19 protein-coding genes are annotated in these 22,714 nt (G+C 71.9%); 7 read left to right on the forward strand and 12 right to left on the reverse strand.

Going from position 1 to position 22,714, the window contains the following annotated elements; all coding sequences use genetic code 11:
* Nucleotides 1–14 precede the first annotated feature (14 nt).
* Genes ACTT8P_RS14130 through ACTT8P_RS14145 form a run of 4 tightly spaced genes read left to right on the forward strand, consistent with a single transcriptional unit; the run spans nucleotide 15 to nucleotide 5,747 of the window.
* Entirely contained in the window at nucleotides 15–743 is a 729-nt protein-coding gene (locus tag ACTT8P_RS14130) for a class I SAM-dependent methyltransferase (protein WP_442831970.1), read from the forward strand.
* Complete coding sequence (locus ACTT8P_RS14135; RefSeq protein WP_442831971.1) at nucleotides 740–2,554, forward strand: ABC transporter ATP-binding protein; 1,815 nt, start codon at nucleotides 740–742, stop codon at nucleotides 2,552–2,554. The genes ACTT8P_RS14130 and ACTT8P_RS14135 overlap by 4 nt, the downstream gene beginning before the upstream one ends.
* The gene (locus ACTT8P_RS14140) at nucleotides 2,551–4,308 is read left to right on the forward strand and encodes an ABC transporter ATP-binding protein (RefSeq protein WP_442831972.1); all 1,758 of its coding nucleotides are present in this window, start codon (nucleotides 2,551–2,553) and stop codon (nucleotides 4,306–4,308) included. The genes ACTT8P_RS14135 and ACTT8P_RS14140 overlap by 4 nt, the downstream gene beginning before the upstream one ends.
* A gap of 41 nt (nucleotides 4,309–4,349) precedes the next feature.
* Nucleotides 4,350–5,747, forward strand: a complete 1,398-nt coding sequence (locus tag ACTT8P_RS14145; protein WP_442831973.1) for a salicylate synthase — start codon at nucleotides 4,350–4,352, stop codon at nucleotides 5,745–5,747.
* 103 nt (nucleotides 5,748–5,850) lie between these two features.
* Here the strand turns inward: ACTT8P_RS14145 and ACTT8P_RS14150 are convergent, their stop codons facing one another.
* Nucleotides 5,851–6,432 (reverse strand): snapalysin family zinc-dependent metalloprotease, encoded by a 582-nt coding sequence (locus ACTT8P_RS14150; RefSeq protein WP_442831974.1) that lies wholly within the window; start codon nucleotides 6,430–6,432, stop codon nucleotides 5,851–5,853.
* A gap of 270 nt (nucleotides 6,433–6,702) precedes the next feature.
* On the opposite strand from ACTT8P_RS14150, the gene ACTT8P_RS14155 reads away from it, so the two are divergent.
* The 3 genes from ACTT8P_RS14155 (at nucleotide 6,703) to ACTT8P_RS14165 (ending at nucleotide 8,853) form a co-directional block, all read left to right on the forward strand.
* Nucleotides 6,703–8,133, forward strand: a complete 1,431-nt coding sequence (locus tag ACTT8P_RS14155; protein ID WP_442831975.1) for a VCBS repeat-containing protein — start codon at nucleotides 6,703–6,705, stop codon at nucleotides 8,131–8,133.
* A gap of 91 nt (nucleotides 8,134–8,224) precedes the next feature.
* Nucleotides 8,225–8,473 (forward strand): antitoxin MazE7, encoded by a 249-nt coding sequence (locus tag ACTT8P_RS14160; protein ID WP_442831976.1) that lies wholly within the window; start codon nucleotides 8,225–8,227, stop codon nucleotides 8,471–8,473.
* 2 nt (nucleotides 8,474–8,475) lie between these two features.
* A complete protein-coding gene (locus ACTT8P_RS14165) occupies nucleotides 8,476–8,853 on the forward strand; it encodes a toxin Doc (RefSeq protein ID WP_442831977.1) in 378 nt (125 codons plus the stop codon).
* Nucleotides 8,854–8,906: 53 nt separating this feature from the next.
* Here ACTT8P_RS14165 and ACTT8P_RS14170 read toward each other — a convergent pair whose 3' ends face one another.
* From ACTT8P_RS14170 to ACTT8P_RS14220, 11 genes are all read right to left on the reverse strand, one after another.
* Nucleotides 8,907–9,998, reverse strand: a complete 1,092-nt coding sequence (locus ACTT8P_RS14170; protein ID WP_442831978.1) for a histidinol-phosphate transaminase — start codon at nucleotides 9,996–9,998, stop codon at nucleotides 8,907–8,909.
* Between the two features lie 34 nt (nucleotides 9,999–10,032).
* Entirely contained in the window at nucleotides 10,033–11,175 is a 1,143-nt protein-coding gene (locus ACTT8P_RS14175) for a cytochrome P450 (protein ID WP_442831979.1), read from the reverse strand.
* A gap of 221 nt (nucleotides 11,176–11,396) precedes the next feature.
* The gene (locus ACTT8P_RS14180) at nucleotides 11,397–12,362 is read right to left on the reverse strand and encodes an extracellular solute-binding protein (RefSeq protein ID WP_442831980.1); all 966 of its coding nucleotides are present in this window, start codon (nucleotides 12,360–12,362) and stop codon (nucleotides 11,397–11,399) included.
* 41 nt (nucleotides 12,363–12,403) lie between these two features.
* Nucleotides 12,404–12,910, reverse strand: coding sequence for a LeuD/DmdB family oxidoreductase small subunit (locus ACTT8P_RS14185; protein WP_442831981.1), 507 nt, complete (start codon nucleotides 12,908–12,910; stop codon nucleotides 12,404–12,406).
* Nucleotides 12,907–14,214, reverse strand: a complete 1,308-nt coding sequence (locus ACTT8P_RS14190; RefSeq protein WP_442831982.1) for a 3-isopropylmalate dehydratase large subunit — start codon at nucleotides 14,212–14,214, stop codon at nucleotides 12,907–12,909. The genes ACTT8P_RS14185 and ACTT8P_RS14190 overlap by 4 nt, the downstream gene beginning before the upstream one ends.
* Complete coding sequence (locus ACTT8P_RS14195; RefSeq protein WP_442831983.1) at nucleotides 14,211–15,401, reverse strand: homocitrate synthase/isopropylmalate synthase family protein; 1,191 nt, start codon at nucleotides 15,399–15,401, stop codon at nucleotides 14,211–14,213. Before ACTT8P_RS14195 ends, ACTT8P_RS14190 begins: the two co-directional genes overlap by 4 nt.
* A gap of 111 nt (nucleotides 15,402–15,512) precedes the next feature.
* Entirely contained in the window at nucleotides 15,513–16,940 is a 1,428-nt protein-coding gene (locus ACTT8P_RS14200) for an acyl-CoA reductase (protein WP_442831984.1), read from the reverse strand.
* Entirely contained in the window at nucleotides 16,933–18,048 is a 1,116-nt protein-coding gene (locus ACTT8P_RS14205; RefSeq protein ID WP_442831985.1) for a hypothetical protein, read from the reverse strand. Before ACTT8P_RS14205 ends, ACTT8P_RS14200 begins: the two co-directional genes overlap by 8 nt.
* 43 nt (nucleotides 18,049–18,091) lie before the next feature.
* Nucleotides 18,092–19,807 carry an NAD(P)/FAD-dependent oxidoreductase gene (locus ACTT8P_RS14210; RefSeq protein ID WP_442831986.1) on the reverse strand — a complete coding sequence of 572 codons (1,716 nt, stop codon included), beginning with the start codon at nucleotides 19,805–19,807 and terminating at the stop codon, nucleotides 18,092–18,094.
* Between the two features lie 85 nt (nucleotides 19,808–19,892).
* Complete coding sequence (locus ACTT8P_RS14215; protein WP_442831987.1) at nucleotides 19,893–20,918, reverse strand: methyltransferase; 1,026 nt, start codon at nucleotides 20,916–20,918, stop codon at nucleotides 19,893–19,895.
* Nucleotides 20,919–21,043: 125 nt separating this feature from the next.
* Entirely contained in the window at nucleotides 21,044–22,345 is a 1,302-nt protein-coding gene (locus tag ACTT8P_RS14220; protein ID WP_442831988.1) for a cytochrome P450, read from the reverse strand.
* Between the last annotated feature and the right edge of the window lie 369 nt (nucleotides 22,346–22,714).

The raw sequence follows: 22,714 nt of genomic DNA on the forward strand, positions 1-22,714 counted from the left end.
GCCCGGAGAGCGTCGTGATCGACTACTACTCCACCTCCGCCGAGTTCTACGAACTGGTCGCCACCCGGCACACCGCCAGCAGCGGCCCCCCGCTGACCCGCGTACTGACCGGCCTGGACGTGTCCCACGGCCCGGTCCTGGAGATCGGCGCGGGCACCGGACGCGTCACGGAGGTCATCGCCGCGGCCCTGCCCGAGGCCGAGATCCTCGCCGCCGAACCGTCCGCCACCATGCGCGCCATGCTCACCTCCCGCGTCGCCCGCGACCCCGGACTGCGGCGCCGGGTGACCGTGACCGACGGCGCCGCCCAGGACCTCGCCCTGCCCGAACGGCTTTCCGCCGTGGTCGTCTTCGGCGTGGCCGGTCACCTCACCGTCCCCGAACGCGTCGCCCTGTGGAAGCGGCTCGCGGCCCGCCTGCCGGCCGGCGCCCCCATCGTCGTGGAGCTGATGGGGGTCTCCGCGCCCCGCGTCATCCCCCCGGTGATGTCCCTCAGGGAGACCATCGGCCGCCAGACCTACGAGTGGTGGATCGGCGGTGAACCCATCGGCGGCGACGCCATGCGGTTCACCACCACCTGGAAGGTGCTGCGCGAGGGCCGCACCGTGCGCGAGGTCGCCGACAGCTACGACTGGCACACCTTCGACGTCGCCCGGCTGGCCCGGGAGGCCGGCCTGACCAGCCGCCGCATCACCGAGGCGGGCGGCAGGCCCATCCCCGAAATCGGAGTACTCGTCACATGACACCCCAACCGTCCGGCCCGACCCCGGACCCCACAGCCCCCGGCCCGCAGCGGGGTACCGGGACGGCCCCACTCCCGCCGCTGCGTGAGCTGGCCGCGCCGGTCCGGGGCCGGCTGGCCCTCGCCGTCGGTCTCCAGACCGTCGCCGCCCTCGCCGGAGTCGTCCCCTTCATCGCGGTCTCGCGCATCGCCGGCCGCCTCACCGAAGGGTCCCCGGCCGCCGGCGGGGCCCTGTGGCCGCTGGTCACGCTGGCCTGCGCCGCGGGCCTGCTCGCCCTGGTGTGCGGCACCGCGGCCGGCGCCCTGGCACACCTGGCCGACAACGACCTCCAGCTCGCCCTGCGCCGCCGGCTCGCCCGGCGGATCGGGCGGCTGCCGCTGGGCCGGCTCACCGAGCGGGGCACCGGCGAGGTCAAGCAGGCGGTGCAGGACGACGTGAGCGCGCTGCACACGCTGTTCGCCCACACCCTGCTCGACGTCGTCGCCGTGCTCACCGCCCCGGTCCTCGCCCTGGGCTACCTGTGCACCGTCGACTGGCGTCTGGCCCTGGCCGCCGTCGTGCCCCTGGCCCTGGGCGTGTTCCTCTTCGGCCGGGCCATGTCGGGCGCGGCCGCGCAGATGGCCGAGTTCGGCGCCGCGGTGGGGCGGATCTCCGCCGCCACCGTGGAGTTCGCGTCCGGCATCGCCGTCTTCAAGAGCTTCGGCCGCGGCCGCGGCGCCCACGAGCGTTTCGTCCGCGCCACCGAAGGTTTCGCCGGCTTCTTCGCCGGCTGGGTCCGGGCCACCCTGGTCAACTCCACCGCCGCCGTTCTGGTGGTCACTCCGGCCGTCGTCCTGCTGCTGTTGACCGCGGCGGGCGCGGTGCTGGTCACCGACGGGTGGACGACCGGCGCCGACCTGGTGCCGTTCCTGCTGCTCGGCCCGGCCGTGGCCGCCCCGATGGGCGTCGTCGGCCCCCGGGTCCAGCAGATCCGGGCCGGCCAGGCCGCCGCCGTACGCGTCACAGAGCTCCTGCACGCCCCCACGCTGCCCGAGCCCGCCGCCCCCGCCGTCCCCGACGGCCACCACGTCCGCCTGCGCGGCGTGTCCTTCTCCTACGACGGACACACCGACGTCCTTCGCGGCATCGACCTCGACCTGGCGTCGGGCACGGTCACCGCACTGGTCGGCCCGTCCGGTTCGGGCAAGTCCACCCTGGCCTCGCTGCTGCCGCGCTTCCACGACGTGACGGCCGGCACGGTGACCCTCGGCGGCGCCGACCTGCGGGACATCGCCGCCACCGAGCTGTACCGGCGGGTCGGCTTCGTCCTCCAGGACGTCCGGCTGCTGCGGGCGAGCGTCGCCGACAACATCCGCCTGGGCCGCCCCGACGCCACCGACACGGAGGTCGAGCGGTGCGCCCGCGCCGCCCGTATCCACGACCGGATCACGGCCCTGCCCGACGGCTACGCCACCGAACTGGGCACATCCGTCGCCCTGTCCGGCGGCGAGGCCCAGCGCCTGTCCATCGCCCGGGCGCTGCTCGCCGACGCCCCCGTCCTGGTCCTGGACGAGGCGACCGCGTACGCCGACCCGCACTCCGAGGCCCTGATCCAGGACGCGCTGTCCGCGCTCGCGGCCGGCCGCACCCTGCTCGTCATCGCCCACCGGCTGGCCACGGTCCGCTCGGCCGACCGGATCGTGGTGCTGGCGGACGGACGCGTCACCGAACAGGGCCGCCACGACGACCTGCTGGCCGCCCGGGGCCGGTACGCCGCCCTGTGGCAGGCCCAGCGGACCCCGGACGACATCCGAGAGGGAAGCACCCGATGATCCGTCAGCTCTACCACGTCCTGGGCCCGGAGGGCGCCCGCCCCCTGCACCGGCTGCTCGCCCTCCAGAGCGCGGCGGCCGTCCTCCAGGGCGTCGCCTTCGCCCTGCTGGTGCCCGTCCTGCGCGCCCTGCTCGGCCCGCACCCCGACACCGTCTGGCCCTGGCTGACGGCCTTCGCCGGCTGCGCGCTCGCCCACGCCGCGCTCCAGGGCGCGGCCATCGCCGGCGGGTTCACGGCCGGCTCCCGGCTCTCCCGGGTCCTGCACCACCGTATGGCGGACCAGGCCCTGCGCCTGCCCGTCGGCTGGTTCACCGCCGGCCGCACCGCCGAGTTCAGCCGGCTCGCCGGACCGGACGTCATCCAGGTGATGAGCACCCCGGCCCACCTGCTGCGCCCGTTCCTCACCTCGCTCCTCACCCCGGTGACGCTGGTGGCCGCCACCTTCTTCTTCGACGTCCGCACGGCCCTGGTGCTGCTGTGCTGCCTCCCCGTGCTGTTCGCCGTGCGGGCGGCGAGCACCGCGGTGCTGCGCCGCCTGGACCTCGGCCGGGACGCCGCGATCGGCGAGTCGGCCGACCGGGTCCTGGAGTACACCCGCAACCAGCCCGTGCTGCGGGCCTTCGGCCGGACCGCCGAGGGCTACGGGGCGCTGGACGACGCCCTGCTGGCCGAGGCCCGCGCGGACCGGCGGCTGATCGCCCGGGGGCTGCCCGGCCTGGTCTCCTTTTCCTTCGCCACCCGCCTTGTGTTCGCCCTGCTGCTCGCGCTCGGCGTCTCCTGGTACCTCGACGGGTCCCTCACCGTGCCCACCCTGCTGGCGCTCCTGGTGCTCCTGGTCCGGCTGACCGACGCGGTGTCGTCGGCCGCCGAGGCGGGCGCCGGTCTGCGCATCGCCCGCAACACCCTTCAGCGGCTGGGCGCCTTCCTGGACGAACCGCCCTTCCCGCAGCCCGCGGAGCCGAAGAGGCCCCGGGACGCGAGCGTGGAGTTCACCGCGGTCGGCTTCCGCTACGACACCGGCCCGGCGGGCCGCGCGGCCGCCCGCCCGGTCCTGCGCGACGTGACCTTCCGGCTGCCCGAGCGCAGTATGACGGCGCTGGTCGGGCCGTCCGGCGCGGGCAAGACCACGGTCGCCGGGCTGCTCGCCCGCTTCCGGGACGTCACCGAGGGCACCGTCCGGGTCGGCGGCGTCGACGTCCGCGAGATCGGCGCCGCCGACCTGGCCGCCCACGTCGCGGTCGTCTTCCAGGACGTCTACCTCTTCGACGGCACGATCGAGGAGAACGTCCGGATCGCCGCCCCCGACGCGAGCCCCGGTCAACTGGCCGAGGCCGCCGCCCTGTCCGGCCTGGACCGGGTGATCGAGGAACTCCCCGAGGGATGGGCCACCAAGGCGGGAGAAGGCGGCGCGCGGCTGTCCGGCGGGCAGCGCCAGCGCGTGTCCATCGCCCGCGCCCTGCTCAAGGACGCCCCGATCCTGGTCCTCGACGAGGCCACCGCCGCCCTCGACCAGGAGAACGAGGCCCTGTTCGCCGAGACCGTGCGCGCCCTGGCCGGCCGCAAGACCCTCCTGGTCATCGCCCACCGGCTGAGCACCGTCGTGAACGCCGACCAGATCCTGGTCCTGGAGGACGGCGAGATCACCGAACGGGGCACCCACGACGACCTGGTCACCGCGGGCGGCACGTACGCCTCCTTCTGGGAGCGACGGTCCCGGGCCCACGGCTGGCGGCTGGCGGCGGCCCGGCCATGACCCGCCCCCCGACACCGGCACACGAGGAAAGGCACCACACGATGAGCACCGCCACCCGGCCCCTGTGGCAGACCTGGGCGCGTTGCGTCCCCCCGCTCGCCCACGTGAGCGTCCAGGAGCCCAGCCCCGACCCCGCGGCCACCGTCACCCGCCTCGCCCGGGCCCGACTGGCCGGCCAGTACCTGGCCTACGAGGCGGCGGGCGGCGTCTGGCACTTCGCGGCGGGCTCCGCCGTGAGCGTCACCGCCGACGCCACCACCCTCACCGCGCGGGCCGCCGGACGGACCTGGACCTCACGCACCGACGGGCAGCCGCTGACCGCGTTCGCCACCGCCCTGTCCGCCCTGCGCGACGCGGACACCGCCGGACGCCACTTCTACGGCTGGGCGGCCTTCGAACTCGCCCACCTCCTGCACGCCGACCCCGCGGCGGCCGGCGACCGGCCGCTGCTGCACGCGCTGGTCCCGTCCGTCGAGGTGACCCTCACCGCCGACCGGACCGTGATCCGCGCGGTCGACGAGGCATGGGCGCGCAAGACGGCCGACCTGCTCGCGCAGCCGGCGGCGCGGCCGGCGGCCCCCGGCCAGTGGCCGCCGGATCGGACCGAGAGCGTCCTCACCACCGGCAGCGCCGCCTACGGCCGGGCGGTGGCCCGCACGGTCGCGGACATCAGGGCCGGACTCCTGGAGAAGGCCGTGCTGTCCCGGAAGGTGCCGCTGCCCGCCGGGACCCGCCCGGACTTCCCCGCGACCTACCTCGCGGGCCGCCGCGCCAACACCCCGGCCCGCTCCTACCTGCTGGACTGCGGCGGCCACCAAGCGGCCGGGTTCAGCCCCGAGACCGTCCTGGAGGTCGGCGAGGACGGACGCGTGAGCACCCAGCCGCTGGCCGGCACCCGCGCCCGGGGCACCGACCCGGCGGAGAACGAGCGCAGACGGGCGGAACTGCTCACGGACCCCAAGGAGATCCACGAACACGCCGTCTCGGTGCGGCTGGCCTGGGAGGAGATGGCAGCGGTGTGCCGCCCCGGCTCCGTGGTGGCCGAGGAGTTCATGGCGGTGCGGCCGCGCGGCCCGGTGCAGCACCTGGCCTCACGGGTGACGGGCCGGCTGCGGCCCGGGGCCGGACCGTGGGACGCGTTCGCCTCGCTCTTCCCCGCGATCACCGCCACCGGCGTGTCCAAACGCGCCGCCCTCCAGACGCTGGCCCGCCACGAGGAGGGGACCCGGGACCTGTACGGCGGCGCGGTGTTCCGGGCGAGCACCGCCGGCACCCTGGACGCCGCCCTGGTCCTGCGCACCCTCCTCGGCACGGGCGACCAGGCCTGGCTGCGCGCGGGCGCCGGCGTCACCGCCCAGTCCAGCCCCGAACGGGAGACCGAGGAGACCTGCGAGAAACTGCGCAGCGTCGCTCCGTACCTCAGATTCACCGAGCGCTGATCCGGCACCTTCACTCCGCGCCGACGGTGCCTGTCGGGATGGCCGGCCGGAATGGCCGCACCCGGGGCACTGTGCCGGAGCGGGGATCTCGATGACCGGGTGGTCAGGGCGCGTCGACGAGGGTCCGGCCGGCAGCGGGCGCGAGCGCGGTGACCGCGCTCGCGTAGGCGGACTGCACACGGGAACGCTCGGTGGCGTTCGGTGTGGCGTTGGTGCAGGCCGTGCCGGCGCTCGACCCCGACATCAGCTGTGAGCAGGGACCGGGCTTGGTGTCCGGCAGCCCGAGGCTGTGCCCCAGTTCGTGAGCGGCGATCCGAGTCTTGTCGTACCCCTGGTCCACGGCCTGGCTGCCGAGCTCGACGCGGACCTGACGGCCCGGACGCACCGGGCCGAGGGTGGCCTGCGGCCAGCCCGTGGTGGCGACGATCACGATCTCGGCCGTGGTGCCGGGCGCCGCTTCCACCAGATGGACGTTGCTCACGTTCGTGTTCCACGAGGCGACTCCGGCCGCGATCGCGGCTTCCCATCCTGCGGCGCCACTGTCGTCGTAGCGAAGGGTCACCGCTGCCGCCTGCGCGGTGGACGATTCACCCGAGGCAGCGGTGGCGGCGGTCGCGGGACCCGCTATGGCGAGGACGAGCGCTGTGGCGGAAGTGGCTGCCTTGAGCCAAGTGCCGAGGGGCATTGCCGCTCCTTCATCCGTGGGGGAACCCGGCCCCGGCGGGGCCGGACGCACCGTCGACCACCCCTTTGGGGCGTTGCGATGGTATGCCCTTCAAACCACACCCGTCATGCACCTGTCACGATGAATTTCCGTCGGAACAAGCAGACAGACGGCCTTCGAGATGTCGTGGTGACGGGATGCCGCACCGGCCCTCGTGGTCCCGGCAGCATCCCTTACGATGCCGTGATCACGGTGCGCACGAAGCGCATCGAAGGGGGAGGGACACCACACATGGTGAACAGACATGGCCTGGGCGGCGGATGGCGAACGGGGGCGCTCGTGGTCGCCGTCGTCATGAGCGGCCCGCTTGTCTCGGTCACACCCGCGGCAGCGGTGCACGGAGCGGTTCCCGGCGACTTCAACGGCGACGGATACCGCGACGCCGTACTGCCCGCACCGGGTGCGAACGTCGCCGGCAAGCAGGGTGCCGGTGCCGTGGTGGTGCTGTACGGATCGAAGTCGGGCCTGGCCACGTCCCGGCGGGCGACTCTCACGCAGAACACAGCCGGGATCCCGGGTACCGCAGAGGCGCACGACGGTTTCGGCACGGCCACCGCGACGGAGGACCTCAACCGGGACGGCTACGCCGACCTGGTGGTCTCCGCGCCGTACGAGGACACCGCGGCCGGCAAGGACGCGGGTGCGGTGACGGTCCTGTGGGGGAGCAAGAAGGGTCTGACGTCCGGCACCGGCCTCCCCGCGGCCACCGCCGGCGGGTACTACGGCCTGGACGTGGCGGCGCTCAGCACCGGTGCCGGCGCGAAGACCACGGTGGTCGTCGCCGGATACGAGGGGTCGGTGCGTTTCTCCGGGCCGTTCAGCCGCACCGGCACCTACGGCCAGTCCGCGCAGAACCGGGACATCGGATCCGTCAACAGCGTCGCCCTGGGCGACTTCGACCACAACGGCGCGCCGGACGAGGCGGCCGTCACCGTCCGCTCCAGCGGGCTCAGTGGCGGCGAGGTGTACGCCGACCCGGTCTACGACGGCGCGCAGAAGTCCGGCAACGGCCTGATCGCCGCCACCGGGGACGTCAACGGCGACGGATACGCCGACCTCGTGGTCGGCGACCCCGACGAGCCCGAGGTGACGGCCGGAAGCGACGGTGCGCTCGGTGGCCGGGTGCTCCTGTGGTACGGCTCCGCGAACGGCGTCTCCCGCGATGCGGAACCCGTGCGGCTGACCCAGAACACTCCCGGTGTCCCCGGGGCGAGCGAGAAGTACGACGCGTTCGGCGCCGCGCTCGCCGTCGTGGACCTCAACCGTGACGGGCTGGCGGACATCGTGGCCGGCGCTCCGTACGAGGACACCGCCCAGCCGAACGCGGGGCAGATGACGGTGATCCCCGGACGCCGTACCGGAGCCCTGGGCGGCGGAGCGTACGCGTTCACCCAGGACACCGCCGGTGTTCCCGGCGGCGGCGAGCGAGACGACTTCTTCGCGACCACCGTGGCCGCCGGCGACATCGACAAGGACGGCAAGCCCGAACTGCTCGTCGGCGCCGCGGGGGAGAACAACTCCACCGGCGCGGTCTGGGTCCTGCCGGGCGGCGCCGGCGGCCCCACCGCAAAGGGCAGCCGCATGATCACCGCGCCGTCCGTCGGCCTCACCCAGCAGGACAGCACCCTGCTGGGCGGGAACGGTCTCCTCGGGATTGTTTGACACCACCCGGGAAAAGGGGACGGACAGGTCTGCGGCTCAGCAGGACCGAAAAGGTATTCATCAAGGTAGTCGTGGGTGCATACTCATAGACATGGCAGACACCACGGTGAAGATCGACACCGAGACAAGGGACCGGCTGGCCGGCATCGCCGCCGCCCGCGGCATGAGTGTCCGCGCGCTGCTGGCGGAGCTCGCCGTCCAGGAAGAGAACCAGCTCGCGCTGCGGGCGGCCACCGCGGCCTTCCGCGAAGTGATCGCCGAACCCGGCATCGCCGAGGCCTTCGACCGTGACTTCGGCGGCCTGCCCCAGGACGCCGGCAGCACTCATCGGGCGGCCTGACCTTGGAGCTGCACATCGACGTCCGCTGGCTGCTGGACCGGCAGGAGGAACTGCTGGGCAAAGAACTGGCCGTACGCGACTACTCCGGGCTCGCCGCCGCCGTGGCCCGGCACCGCGTGAACACCCCGCACATCGAGGTCGGCCGGCCCGACGCCCACTGGCGCGCGGCCGCACTCCTGGAACAACTGGTACTGCTGCGGCCGCTGCCCGCCCGCAACGAGTACTTCGCCTACGGAGTAGCCGCGGCCTACCTCCGGGCCTGCGGCCACACCGTGGACGCCTCCTACGAACCCTGGCACGACCTGATCACCGACATCCGCGCCCTGCGCCTGACGGTGTACGACATCGCCGACCGACTCCGGTCCCTGCGCCCCGCCTAGGCGAGCACGCCCCCCCCCGCTCGGTGATCTCCGGGATGCCATCTGGCCCGGCTTCAGGACCAGTGTGAAAGGTCGGTGCGGGCGAGGGCCGTCAGTAGGGCTCGGTGGGCCTCGGGTTCGCCGACCGAGACGCGTACGCCGTGTCCCGGGCAGGCTCTGACCTTGATGCCGGCGGTGGCCGCGGTCTGGGCGAAGGGTTCGGCGGACGTGGCGAGCGGGAGCCAGACGAAGTTGGCCCGGGAGGGCAGGACCGGCAGTCCCAATTCCCCGAGGTGCCTGCTCAGTTCCTCCCGCGCCGAGGTCACCGCACTCAGCCGTTCGCGCAGTTCGGTCCCGGCACGCAGGGACAGGATCGCGGCCTGCTCCGCGAGGTGTGTCACCCCGAAGGGCAACGCCGTCTTGCAGACGGTGGTCATGATCCGGCGCGGACCGGCCGCGTAGCCGACGCGCAGGCCGGCCAGCCCATAGGCCTTGGAGAAGGTGCGCAGGACGACGACGTTGCCGTGCTCGCGCAGGATCTCCGGCAGGCCCGGCGGGTCGCCGCCCCGGTCGAACTCCACGTAGGCCTCGTCGAGGACCGCCACCACGCCCTGCGGCAGTGACCGAAGGAAGCCGTCCAGCCGGCCGTGGTCGATGACCGTGCCGGTCGGGTTGTGCGGGGAACAGAGGATCACCACCCTGGTCCGGCCACTGACCCGGGCCAGCAACCCGGCGAGATCGTGCTCCCCGGACCCGGTCAGCGGCGTCTGCACACCGGTGGCGCCGGAGACCGCGACCAGCAGTGGATACGCGTCGAACCCCGGCCACGCGTAGACGACTTCGTCGCCCTCGCCGCACAGGGCGAGCAGGACTTGCTGGAGTACGCCCGCGCTTCCAGGCCCTACGGCCACCTCGTCCGCGCAGACGCGTAAGTGACCGGCGACCTCCTCGGTCAGGGCTCGTGCCGTCGGGTCGGGGTAGCGGGCCAGCCGGGGCAGGCCCTGCTCGATGGCGGAGAGTACGGAGGGCAGAGGCGGAAGGGTCAGTTCGTTGCTGGACAGGTCGAAGGAGAAGGCCGGGCCTGTACCGGTGGCCGACGCCTCCGCGCTGCGGTAGGCCGTCATGTCCCGCAGGGCGCCGCGCCCCGCGCGTTGCGTGTTCCTCACCGGGGTCCCCTCGTGAAGATCTGCTCGGGTGTGGTCAGGGCTGCACGAGGAGCCGGGTGGGGAGCATGAGGTTGATGCTGGGCTCGTACTCGATCATCTGGTCCGTTACGAGCCGCAGACGGGGATGGTGCCGCATCAGGAGGTCGACGCCGACCCGGGCGACGGTCCGGGCGAGGTAGGAACCGAGGCAGTAGTGCAGTCCCTGGGCGAAGTGCAGGCTGCCGGCGAGGTTGGGACGGCGGGGGTCGAAGACGAGGGGGTCGGGGAACCGGCTGTCGTCGTAGTCCGCCGAGGACACCAGCGCCCACAGCGCCGCCCCCTCAGGAATGCGGACGCCTGCCACCTCCACGTCCGTGGTGGCCGTGCGGAAGACGCCGAGCCCGATCCCGGAGCGGCGCAGCGATTCGCTGAAGGCGTTGTCGAACAGTGTCGGGTCGGCGCGGAGGTCGTCCCAGTGCCGCGGCTCCCGCAGCAGCTCACGGCAGAGGTTGACGATCACGAACCCGGCGGGGCGGATGCCGGCCGCGAGGATGTCGAAGCTGATCAGGCTGATCAGTTCGCCGGTCGTGTAGTCGGCTTCACCCTTGACCATCAGGTCCAGGAGGTAGCTGATCAGACCGTCCCGGGGATCGCGCCGGCAGGCCTCGATGACCTCGGCGAGGTAAGCCTCCAGTTCGAGGACGTCCGCGGCGTAGCCCGCCAGCTTCTCCACCGGCGGCTTCCCGAAGAAGAAGGCGTTGACGGCCTCGTGGTAGCGCATGATCCGGTCGTGGTCCTCGACGGGCAGGCCGGCCAGATCGATGATCACCCTGCCGGCCACCGGCCGGGCGAACGACTCGGCGAGGTCGAACGGGGTGCCCTCCGGTGTCTCGGGCATGTCCTCGAAGCAGCGGGTGGCGATCTCGCGGACACGGGGTTCGCGGCGAAGCGTGGCCTTGGCCGAGAAGTACTTCGCGACCGGGCCGCGCAGCCGGTCGTGCGCGGGCTGCCCGTCGAAGGCGAGGTTGGGGGCGGCGAAGGTGTGCGTTCCCGCCAGCTCGGCCCGGATCTCGTCGGGGAAGGCGGACAGGATCATCGGCCTGGTGGAGGAGGAGAAGCGGTCCGCGTCCTTGAGTATCCTCAGGACGTCGTCGTACCGGGAGACGATCCACATGCCGAACGGCTCGCTGTAGAACACGGGTGCTTCGTTCCGCGCCGTCGCCAACTGCTGGGGGAGATCGGCGAACCCCGGAGTGGCGAAAGGGTTGAAGCCGCTGCCGTCCGGGCCGAACGGGCACCCCCCGGCCGCAGGCGCGGGCGTGGGGACAGTGCTTGCGGCGCGGTCGCTTGTTTCTGACATCGTGCTGCCTCGCTCGTTTCTCGTGTGGCGACTGGTCTGTGGGGTGATCGGGGCCCCGGTCAGCGGAAGATGTCCGCGAACCGTCGCGCCCACGCGTCGTGGTGGTCCGCCTTGACGTCTTCCGGGACGTGCAGGATTCCGCGGAAGTCGTCCGCGTGCGAGGGGAGACCGGGGTGGTCGAGCAGGGCGGCGATCCGGGCCTTCGGGTGCACCGGCATCACTCCGAGCTGTTCGCACCAGTCCTGCTGGACGTCCGGCCGGAGCGCGAACGCGATGTACCGCGTCGCCACGTCGCGCACCGCGTCCGGCACACCGCGGGGGACCCATAGGGCGTCGACGGTGTCCGCGGTCCCCTCCCGCGGCACGCTCCAGCCGACGGGCAACCCCTCCTGGAAGGCGAGGACGTTGGGCAGGGCGCGGAAGCACAGGTCGAGGTCGCGTACCCGCAGCCGCTCCTCCATGCCGATGCTGTATTCGAGTTCCGCGATCTGCGGTCGGATGCGATTCATGAAGGCCCAGCACGCCGCCATGTCGGCGGGGATGTCCTCGACGCCGCCGCCCTGCATCGTCTGCGCTATCGCGTGCAGGCCGTTGCCGTGCGGGTAGAGGGCGATCCGGCCGCGGCGCCGTTCGTCGAGCAGGACGTCCCAGGAACCGGGCGGCCCGTCGGGGAAGGCCGCTCGGTGGTAGCCCAGCACGTAGTACACGACGTAGGGATGGACCACGTACGCCGCCGCGGAGCCGTCCGGGCGGGCCCTGCGGCGCAGGTGCGCCAGGACCGGCATCCGCGCCTGTTCCAGTGCGTGGCAGTGGCCGGCCCGGGCGGCGTGCAGCGCGGGGACCGAGTTCGACCAGACGACGTCGACGGGCGGGCGCGCCCCGGCGTCGAGCGCGGACAGCAGCGCCGACGGCAGGGCGAGCCCGATGTGCGGTACGTGCTCCACCCGTACGTCGGTGGCCTCCTCGAAGGGCCGGGAGACCGCGCTGCGCAGCGCGCGTCCCCAACGGCCGCCCCAAGTGTGCACGCGCAGTAGGGCGCCGCGGGAGCCGGGACGCGGCGGCGCGGTCATGTGCTGCCTGAGGTGCGTGCGCCGGGCAGCAGCGCGAGCAGGCCGCCCACCTGCCAGACGCGTTGGACGAACGCGCCCGGCGGATCGAGTGGGACGTGTTCTCCCGAGTCGGTCGTCAGCCGTGCCGCCGCGGGATCGATCTCCACCGTCCGGCCCGCGCGCAGCCGGTCGCGGTGTTCCGGCTGGGCCAGGGTGAGGCAGGGGACGCCGTTGTTCGTGCAGTTGCGGAAGAAGATCCTCGCGAAGTCGACCGCGACGATGGCGCCGACGCCGTTCAGCTTCAGCGACCGCACGGAGGTCTCGCGACTGCTTCCGCAGCCGAAGTTGCGGCCGCCGATCAGCACGTCACCGGGACGCAGGTTCGGCTGGATGTCCGGGTCGAGGCCGTGGAAGAGTCCCCGTTTCACCTTCTCCTCGTCGAGGCTGAAGAATTGAGGCGGGTGGATGACGTCGGTGTTGAGGTCGTCGCCGAACAGCCAGGCCCGGCCCTTGATCGGTGTCATGTCGTGGAACTCCCCGCCGTGTCCCGGTCGTGCGCGTACAGGTCGGGGCCGATGTGCCCGGCGAGCGCCGCGCGGGCCACGGTCCGGGCGCTGGCCAGGTAGGTACGGCTCGCCCAGTGGCCCATGCGGCCGCGGAAGTTGCGGTTGGACGTGGAGACGCACACGTCGTCCGCTCCCAGCACGCCCTTGTCGATGCCCCCGCACGGACCACAGCTCGAATGGTCGATGACGGCCCCGGCCTCGGTCAGCGTGGTGACGTAGCCGGCCGCCAGCGCCTGCTGGAAGACCTGGACCGAGGCGGGGATGACGACGAACCGGACCCGGGGGTGCACGGACCTGCCGGCGACCTCCTCGGCCGCGTCGCGGAGGTCGGTGAGCCGACCGCTGGAGCAGGAGCCGAGGAAGGCCACGGACACCGGCCGGGTGTCGGACTCCGCGACCGGTACCACGTTCGCCGGTGACCAGGGCTTGGCGATCCGTGGGGTCAGCGCGGTCAGATCGATGTCCAGGGTGCGTTCGTAGCGGGCGTCCGGGTCCGGTGTGACGAGGGCGGGGTGGTGTCCGTCGCGTTCCGCGCAGTAGGCGGCGGTCAGCTCGTCGGGCACGAACACGCCGAACTTCGCGCCGAGTTCGACAGACATGTTGGAGATGGCGAAGCGGTCGTCCTGGGCGATGGGGGTGTCCGCGAGGTCGTGGAACTCCAGGGAACGGTACCGCGCACCGCTCTCGCCCAGCAGCCGCAGCAGTTCGAGGACGACGTCCCGGCCGTTGCAGTGCGGGCCGAGCGCGCCGTGGAAGCGGACGCGCACGGTAGCGGGCCGCCGCATCCAGGTGGTGCCGGTGGCCAGGGCGTACAGGATGTCGGTGGACCCCATGCCGGTGGCGCACGCGCCGACGCCGCCCGCCATGACCGTGTGGCTGTCGGCCCCCACGATCAGGCTGCCGGGCGTGCACAGCGGGCTTTCCACGAGCAGTTGGTGGCAGATGCCCCGGTCCAGCATGAGGTGGGTGACGTTCCGCTCCCGCGCGAAGCGCAGGAACTTGTTGGAGATGTCCGCCCGCTCGATGGTCGCCGGCGGGGAGAAGTGGTCGTTGGTGAAGAGCACCCGGTCGCGGTCCCAGATCGTCAGGCCCCGCCGCTCGAACTCGTCGACCAGGAGCGCGATGGTGGCGTCGTGGCCGAGCAGCGCGTCGATGCGGATCTCGCGGTAGAGGCCGGTGTCACTGGGATCGCAGGTGTGAGCGTCAATGATCTTGTCGCTGAGGGTACGGCCGGTGCGCTTGGCGTGTCCGTGCTGGCTCACCGCTCGCCCCGCCCCTCGGCCGGTCCGCTGTAACGCTCGGTCAGGGTGTCGGGGGCGAACCCCGACAGCAGGGTGCGGTGGACCGCCAGGGCATCGTCGTGCGCCCGGTGGTGCGGAGTCTTGTCCCGTCGCTCGATGCCCGCCTTCACCTCGGCCAGGGCACTGGTCAGCAGATCGTCGTCGCAGTGGATGCCGGCGGAGCTGAGGACGTGCCGCACCAGTGACGTGCCGCTGTGCTTGCCGAGGACGAACTCACTGCGCCGGCCCACCCACGCAGGGGGCAGGAACTCGTAGCTGCGGGCGTCCTTCAGCATGCCGTCCACGTGCACACCCGACTCGTGCCGGAAGACGTTGTACCCGGTCACCGGCTTGAGCGGACTGGTGAAGATACCGCTGGCCCGTTCCACGGCGGCGGACAGCCCGGGCAGGGCCAGCGGATCGACGCCGTGCCCGGCGCCGAAGAGGTGCGTCAGGCCCGCCACACACTCGGCGAGGTCGGCGTTGCCGGCCCGCTCGCCGATGCCGTTGACCGTGCAGGTGATCGACTCCGCTCCGGCCGCGACCGCCGCCAGGGTGTTCGCCGTGGCGAGACCGAAGTCGTTGTGGCAGTGCGTGCAGAGCCTGACCTCGGGGTCCAGGGCATCGCGCAGACGGCGTACCAGATGCTGCATGGCCGCCGGGTGGGCGCATCCGACGGTGTCCGCGAGAACCAGCCGCAGGAGGGGCACGTGCCGGCTCAGCTCGGCCGCCGTGTCGATCAGCTGACGCGGGTCGGTGCGCGTCGCGTCCTCGAAGACCACGTTGATGCCCAGGCTGTGCGCCGCGGCGGCCTCGGCGCCCGCCCGGAAGACCGCCGTGGCCCGGTCGCGGGTGATACCGAGGGTCTCCTTCAGCCTCAGGTCGCTGGTCGGCATGAACAGGAACACTTCGTCCGCGTGCGCCTTCGCCGCGGCGGCGACGTCCTGGGGGAGCGGGCGGGCCGTCGCCGCGACGGACGCGCTCAGGCCGAGGCCCTGCATGGCCTGGAGGGCCTCCAGTTCGCTGCCGGACGCGGCGGGGAATCCGGCGTCCAGGACGGAGACGCCCGCGGCCGACAGCGCGGTGGCCAGATCCAGCTTCTCCTGCGTGGTGAACCAGACACCCGGTGCCTGTTCACCGTCGCGCAGTGTGCAGTCGATGACTTCCACGGCGGCTGGAAGATCCGGACGCGGCGCGCGTGTTCCTGCTTCTGTCTCCGACATGTGCGGTTCCCTCACCCTTGCCTGTAGGTACGTGATCGGTGGTGTCGCTGTCATGGCTCAGACGCGTGCTTCCTGGTGCATTTCGATGTCGCACCAGCGCAGCAGCAGGGCCAGACACGGCATGCCGTCGTGGCGCCAGATGACGCTGGGGCTCGCCATCCGGCCGGGTTCGCTGATCCGGCACGCGCCGAGGTGGCTCAGCTCCTCGGCCAGCTCCCAGAACTCCTGGCCGATCGCACCGAGGCCGACGTTCTGGAGCCGAGGGCCGATCGTGCGCAGTTCGCGGACGACGTCACGGGGGCCCGCCACCGGCACCACGCCCACCATGCGGTCGCCCGAGCCCTGGACAGCGGACAGGTTGGGCGCCGTGGTGACGGTCCAGTCGAGGCCGGGGGCGCGCCAGAAGCCGCCCGTCGGGCTGTGGGCCGCGGCCCAGGCGGCGCTTGCGCGGCGCATCTGCAAGGCCGCGGCGTCTTCCGGAGGCAGGGTGCCGAGGGGGCAGTCCGCCGCGTACTCGGCCATCGCATCGGCGAGCGCCCCGGCGAACTGGCGGGCGCCCGGCCCGCAGTCCTCCACCAGGTACGTCTGCGGGGCGATGCAGGCGTGCTGGTTGAAGACCGACACGTCCTCGGCGACCCGTCGGGCCACCTCCCGCAGTCCGAGCTTGTCGACGTAGGCCCGGGTGAGGACGCCCACCGACACCTTGTGCCCGTGCTCGACGTAGCGCTGACCGGGCAGTACCTGGGCCCGGACGGCCGCACAGGCCGGGTCGCTGCCGTAGGCGATCACCGCGTCCGCCTGCGTCACGGCGTTGCGCAGCGCATCGACGTCAGCGCTGTTCCAGTAGGTGACGACGACGGCGTCGGCCAGTACCGGCTCGACCTCCGCGAGGGAGCGTGTGAAGTGCGCCGCGAACGTGGGCTCGCCGCCGGCCACCTTGAGGAGTACCGCGGACTTGACGAGGAGCGCGCGCACCAGCGACAGCGCGGGCAGTCCGGGGACATTGCCGCTGCACACGGCCATGGTCACCCGGGGCCCGACGGCGAACGTGTGGCCGTCCAGTTCGGCGTCCTCGCAAAAGCCGTCCAGGACGCCGGGGTCACCGAGTTCGCGGCGCAGGACGCTGTACAGCGTCCCGGCGCGGTAGTTGCCGAGCTCGACGTCGAGGCTGCGGTCGACCGCCTCCGTCGAGAAGCCGGTGGTGGCGGCGATGTCCTGCCGGGCCCGCACCCGGTCGGGGAAGTCACGGTCGGCCCACAGGCTGCATGTCGCGTCCAGCGCGTCGACGATCCGGGCGACCGGCAGCGCGCGCAGCGCCTCCTGCGCGGAGCGCAGTCCGTCCCCCAGCGACTGCCATCCTCCAGCGGCCGGCCGCAGGCCGTAGTACCGGACCGGGGTGTCGTCGTCGGCAGCGACGACGGAACGCTCCAGGGCGCCGGTGCCGAGCCATGACGGGAGCCAGGAGACACAGCGGAACTCAGGCACGGCTCCTCCTCCGGTCGGCCGGGGACGGGGGTCCGGTGGCGATCTGGTCGAGGGCGAGCGAGCAGCCCCGGGGGCGGCCCTGGGCGATGCGGCCGACGACGGCGGTCCCGGCCGGGCCCGCGAGGCCCCAGTCGCCGGTGAGCACGGCACAGGGGCGGTCGAGCACACACAGGTCGACGACTTCGAGGAGACCGACACCGTTGTCAAGCAGTGTCAGATCGCCGGTGGCGCGCACCTGTGCCCGGACGAACGGCTCCGACCTCTTGGGCCGTTCGCCCGAAGGACCGGCCGAGGTGTCCTCACCGTCGTAGAGCTGGCTGGCCAGTTCGGTCATGCCGAACAGGTTGCGGTGGGCGCGTGGCTCGATGCCGAACACCTCGCCCGCCAGGGTACGGATCTCCTCCACGGTCACCTGCCGGTTCTGCTTGTGCCCGCCCGCGTCCACCAGACGTGAACCGGCCGGCAGTGCCCAGGACTTCCCGTCCCGCGTCAGCGACCGGCAGAGGTTGACGAAGACCGACGTACCGCCGATGAGGACGACGGGGCGCTCCTCCGCCGTCGCGCCGTCGAGCAGGCGGTGCAGCGCGGCACGGTCCACTCCGGAGTCCGTCAGGACGCAGCCGCTGAGCCGCGGGTCGCCGAAACGGCGGGCGATCAGCTCCATTCCGTAGGCCATGACCATGGTGGGAGCGGCCCGCTCGGAGGGGACCAGCCGGACCACGGCCGGCCGGACCAGGCCGTGCATGACGTGGCGGCCCGCGTTGGCCAGGATGGACCTGTCCATCAGCGCCATGCCGCGCTCGCTGTACGCGACCCGGCCCGTGCCGGTGCCCGTGGTGTTGCTGGTGCGGAACACCCGCACCGGAGGGCGGTCCCTGAAGAGGTAGGGGGCGTTCGCCTTGTAGGCGCTGTCCGGGATGCCCAGACCGGCCTCGTGGAGGTCCCAGTAGGCGGCCGTTGCCTCGGAGTTCCGGCGGGCCAGTTCCCGGAGGCGGGATTCCACCTCCTCCGCCGCCGGGGCCTCCCCGTCGACGAGCCGCCCGATGTCCTCGTACAGCTCGTCGACGAACGGGTCGTGGTAGGCGATGGGCGTGCTTGCACCGTGCACGAGCGGGTCTTCCTTTCTGCTGACTCCGAGCGGACCGTCGGTGTCACGCGCCGGTGTCCTCGGCCAGCTCGGCTCCGACCAGACGTGCTGAGCGCCTGCCGGCGCGCACCTCCTCCGGGACGGTCCGCAGCACGGACGCGAGATCGAAGGTGAGGGGGTCGATGTCCGCCGGGGACAGGTCGACGCCCGCGCGCAGCGCCGCTCCCCGCATCAGCTCGACGGCCACCTGCTCCAGGGCGCGGAAGTTCGCGTGGAACCGTTCGCGCAGCCCCGAAGGGCCGTCGGGGACGATGATCTCGACGTTGTACCGGTAGTACAGCGGTGCGGCCAGGTCGACGTACGACATGGGCGCCACCGCGCCGTCGTCCACCGCGTCCCACTCCCGCAGGAATGCCTGGACACGCTGGGCCACCTGTTGGTAACGCTGCCAGGGCGCGCCGAGGGACCCCATGAACTCCAGATCGAGAAGGGCCCCACTGGTGAACAGCAGGCTGTTCACGGCGAAGTACGCCAAGGTGTCCCAGACGACCTTCGCCGCCCACACCTGCGGGTTGCCCATCAGAGCGTACTGCTGCTGCCAGGTGGCCAGCGATCCCTTGAAGGTGCCGAGGAAGGCGTGGTCGTAGCCCTCGGCACGCTTTTCGACGTCCTCCCCGGCCAGGTCCCGGACGACCAGGTCCGTGATGTAGGAGTTGGCGATGGCGATGAAGTCGCTGCCCGGCGAGTAGAGGGGGTCGAGGAAGACACCCGCTTCGCCCGTGAGACACCAGCGTTCCGCGGAGAAGACCTGCTTGCAGCCGTGCATGAAGTGGCGCAACACCTTGAAGTCCTGGAGTAGTTCACGCGATCCGGCGATGTCCCGGGCCAGCTCCGGCTCCTTCTCGTGCAACCAGGCGAGGGCCCGCTCGAACCTGTTGACGGAGTCGAAGGGGACGAAGCGTTCGTCGGCCACGATGCCCACGCTGGTGGAGCCGGAGGAGAGGGGGATCAGCCACGTCCAGTAGCCGGGACCCATCAGGTGGTTGGTGCTCTGCCAGCGATTGCTCGCCACCCGGTCCAGCCAGGCCTTTCTGGCCTGCGGATCGGCGGCTTCGGTGCCGGCTCCGTCGAACCGTTCCGGATCGATCCGTTTGGCGATGCGGAACCACACGGCGTTGACGTCGTGATCGACGTGCTCCCGAAGCGCCAGCTTCTGCTTGAGCAGGCCGCGCCGGCCGGTGGCGTCGACGACCCAGCGGGTGCGGACGGTGCCCTGCCGGGCGCCGCGCAGCACGGCGCGGTGACCGTCCGGGCCGAGGTCGACGGCTTCGGCATGGGTGCCTTCCAGCAGGGTGCCGCCCGCGGCGCGCACCCGGTCCGCGAGGACGTTCTCGAAGCGGCCGCGGTCGAGTTGGTAGGTCCAAGTGGGCAACTGCCGGGAGATGCCCACCTCCAGGCGGGGCACGATGTCCTCGTTGTCCGCGTGGGAGCCGAAGAACCGCAGTCCCTCCTTGCGGAGCTGACCGGTCTTGAGGTGGTCCTTGAGGCCGAGTACGGTCTCGAAGTAGTGCGCCGAGCCCTCCACGGTCGATTCCCCCACCTTGTGGGCGGCTTCGGGGAGCGGGAACGTCTCGCGTTCCACGACGAGGACGTCGGTGCCCGGACGTGCCTGGAGGATCTGGAGCGCGCAGGTGAGTCCGGCCAGGCCGCCTCCGAGGACCAGCACGTCGGTGGTCCGGTCAGTGCCGGCGAGGGGGTCGGGTGCTGATGGGTTGGTCACGTGACCTGCGACCTTTCGATGGGGCCGGAAGAGGTTCCCGGTGGAAGGGAGGAGGGACGGAGGCCGGCGGCGTGCGCCGGCCGGTTCACGGTTTGCGTGCGACGACCGCGCCGTTGGCGCCGATCGACTCCAGCGCGACCGTGTACGGCTCGACGAACCCGGCCGCGGTGAGCCAGCCGGTGTACTCGGACGCCGTGTAGGCGCGGCCCTCGGTCTCGATGAGCTGTGTGAGACTCATCAGCGCCGCCGGGGTGGGGCCCGTCTGCTCCTCGTTGACGAGGAAACCGGCGATGATCACCAGGCCGCCCGGTGCGAGAGCGTCGAAGGACTTGTTCAGCAGCAGTTGGGCGTCGGACTCTCGCCAGTCGTGCAGGATGTTGCAGAAGACGTGCGCGTCGTGGCCCCCGGGAAGCGACGGGTCCTCGAAGAAGTTCCCGTCGACGGTGGAGATCCGCCCACCGAGGCCCGCTTCGTCGACGCGTCGCGCGGCGATCGGGGTGACGAAGGGCAGGTCGTAGACGGTCGCCCGCAGGCCGGGGCGGGCCCGGCACAGAGCGATGGCCAGCGCGCCGGAGCCGCCGCCCACGTCCAGCAGGCACGCGGTGCCGTCGAGTGCGACGGCGTCGGCCAGCGCCTCGCCGGCGAAGGTGGACAGGGTGTGCATGGCCTCCCAGAACGTGGCGGTCACCGCCGGGTCCTGGCTCTCGAACAAGGATTTCTCGTGTTCGGTGTCCCAGCTGACGGGCCGGTTGGCGCGCACCGCCTCGGTGAGCCGTCCCCAGGCCGGGTAGAGACGCTGGTCGAGCATGGCGAGGAGGCCGCCGAAGTGGTGGGGCCTGCCGGGGACCAGGTACTCCTCGGCGAGCGGGCTGTTTCGATACCGGTCCCCGGTCTTCTCCAGCAGACCGAGTGACGCGCAGCCGGTCAGCAGCATGCGCGCCGGCCGCTCGTCGATCTCCACGTCCTTGGCGAACTCCTGGAAGGTCAGGCCGGAGGTCCCGGACAGGCGGGCGAACAGCTCCAGTTCGTACGCGCCGGCCAGTGTCTTGAACGCCCAGAAACTGGTGGCGAGCTGGAACAGCGGTGCCGGTGATGGGGGAGTTTCGGGCATGGGGGGCCGCTCCTCGTCTCGCGGGCGTCTCGTGGACGTCCCGTGGGTGCTGGTGGACTGGTCGCGAAGTGTGTGAGCGTCGGCGGGGCTTTCGCGCGGTGCGGTGACCGGTCCGGCCGGCTCGCTCAGGCGGTGGTATGGGCCGAGACGGGGGTGAAGTCGAGCAGGGCCTCTTGCAGACCGCGGGTGACGAAGCCCGCCTCCCGGGGTTCGAACCCGGGGCGCAGACGGAGATCGGGAAGGGTCTGGAACAGGACCCGGAGCGCGGTTGTGATCTCCATGTGGGCGAGGGCGGCACCGACGCAGAAGTGCCGTCCGGAGCCGAACGCGAGGTGCTGGGCCGCGCCCGTGAACGCCCGGTCCACCTCGGCGTCCGCACGGAAGAGATCGAAGGTGTCCGAGGCGCGGAACCGGGCGGGGTCCCGGTTCGCCGCCCCGACCAGCAGGAAGAGCAGGGCTCCCGCGGGCACGGTGCCACCGGACAGCGTGACTGTCCTGCGTGCCACGCGGGTGATGACCCGGACCGGGGGAGTGAGTCTCAGTGTCTCCGCGAGGGCCCGGTCCAGCAGGGCCGGATCATCGATCAGTGCCGCCTGTCCGACGGTGCCGCTGCGCAGCAGATGGCAGACGGTCAGGCCGAGTGTCTTCTCCGTCGTCTCGCCGCCGGCCGCCAGCAGGACGAGCCCGAAGCTTTTGATCATCTCGTCGTCCATGCCGGCCCCGTCGACCTCGCTCGTGCACAGCAGGGAGATGAGGTCGTCACCGGGGTCCGCGCGGCGCAGCCGGATCTGCCGGCCCAGAAACTCCGACAGCTCCTGGCCTGCCCGGAAGCCGGCCCGCGCGATTTCCGCGTCCTGGGCGAAGTTGCCGCTGTAGTCCACGATGGCGCGGTACCAGCGGCGGAAGTCGTCGTGGTCGTCGGAGACCCCCAGCAGGCGCATGATCACCTTGACGGGGAGCCGACGGGCGAAGCGCTCGCAGAAGTCGACCGTGCCGTCGGCCGCGAAGGAGTGCACAAGCTGTCGCGCACAGTCCGCTACGGAGTCGCCGATGCGGTCGGTCAGCTGCCTGCGGTGGAACGCGGGGGAGATGAGACGGCGATGACGTGTGTGTTCCTCTCCGTCCATCGCCATGAGGCTCTGCTGCACAAGGGGCCGCAACTGGTCGTTCCAGCTCCGGCTGGAGAAGGTGTCGGCGTCCCGGAAAGCACGTGTGACGTCGTCATACCTGCTGATGATCCAGGCATTGAGGCGCTCTTCGTGGAAAAGCGGATAGTGGCTGCGAAACGTTTCGTACGCCGGGTAGGGACAGCGTTCGAATTCGGCGGAGAGAAGATCGGGAGGTGGGGGGTACGTGTCTAACATGGACCTCAGACTCAGCGTGTTCGGGGATTGAGGCCACGGCCTGGAGCAGACCCGCATGCCCATAAGAGGCTGATCGAGTCGCCTGGTCTCGCGTCACATGCGGTGATACCGCAGCCAAGGGCCTCGACCTTTTCCAGGTCGACCGGCTTCGGCAGTCGGCTCTCAGGAGCAGTCGACTTTTGCAGGCCCGCTGTCAGTATTGAGTGATATCGGCACGCGGAAGGTGCTGCACGGCGACGCTAGCAAGCTCTAGCCAAGGCCCACAACCCCTCCTCGGAAGTCTATGACTCCCACCTCTTCGACAGGATTCCGCTCGGCATCCTGTTTCTGCCAGTCAACCGCGTGGCATGGCCAACCGAGGTGTTGCCGAAGGGCGGAACGAATGTGAACAGGAGATGTGCCGTCACCGGTATGTGGCCGTGGGGCAGCCCG

The organism is Streptomyces sp. JW3, assembly GCF_052216785.1.
Classification (GTDB): Bacteria; Actinomycetota; Actinomycetes; order Streptomycetales; family Streptomycetaceae; genus Streptomyces.

Coding starts and splice junctions, on each gene's coding strand:
- ACTT8P_RS14135 (WP_442831971.1), top strand. CDS start 740: ATGACACCCCAACCGTCCGGCCCGACCCCGGACCCCACAGCCCCCGGC.
- ACTT8P_RS14140 (WP_442831972.1), top strand. CDS start 2,551: ATGATCCGTCAGCTCTACCACGTCCTGGGCCCGGAGGGCGCCCGCCCC.
- ACTT8P_RS14145 (WP_442831973.1), top strand. CDS start 4,350: ATGAGCACCGCCACCCGGCCCCTGTGGCAGACCTGGGCGCGTTGCGTC.
- ACTT8P_RS14150 (WP_442831974.1), bottom strand. CDS start 6,432: ATGCCCCTCGGCACTTGGCTCAAGGCAGCCACTTCCGCCACAGCGCTC.
- ACTT8P_RS14155 (WP_442831975.1), top strand. CDS start 6,703: ATGGTGAACAGACATGGCCTGGGCGGCGGATGGCGAACGGGGGCGCTC.
- ACTT8P_RS14160 (WP_442831976.1), top strand. CDS start 8,225: ATGGCAGACACCACGGTGAAGATCGACACCGAGACAAGGGACCGGCTG.
- ACTT8P_RS14185 (WP_442831981.1), bottom strand. CDS start 12,910: ATGACACCGATCAAGGGCCGGGCCTGGCTGTTCGGCGACGACCTCAAC.
- ACTT8P_RS14215 (WP_442831987.1), bottom strand. CDS start 20,918: ATGCCCGAAACTCCCCCATCACCGGCACCGCTGTTCCAGCTCGCCACC.
- ACTT8P_RS14220 (WP_442831988.1), bottom strand. CDS start 22,345: ATGGGCATGCGGGTCTGCTCCAGGCCGTGGCCTCAATCCCCGAACACG.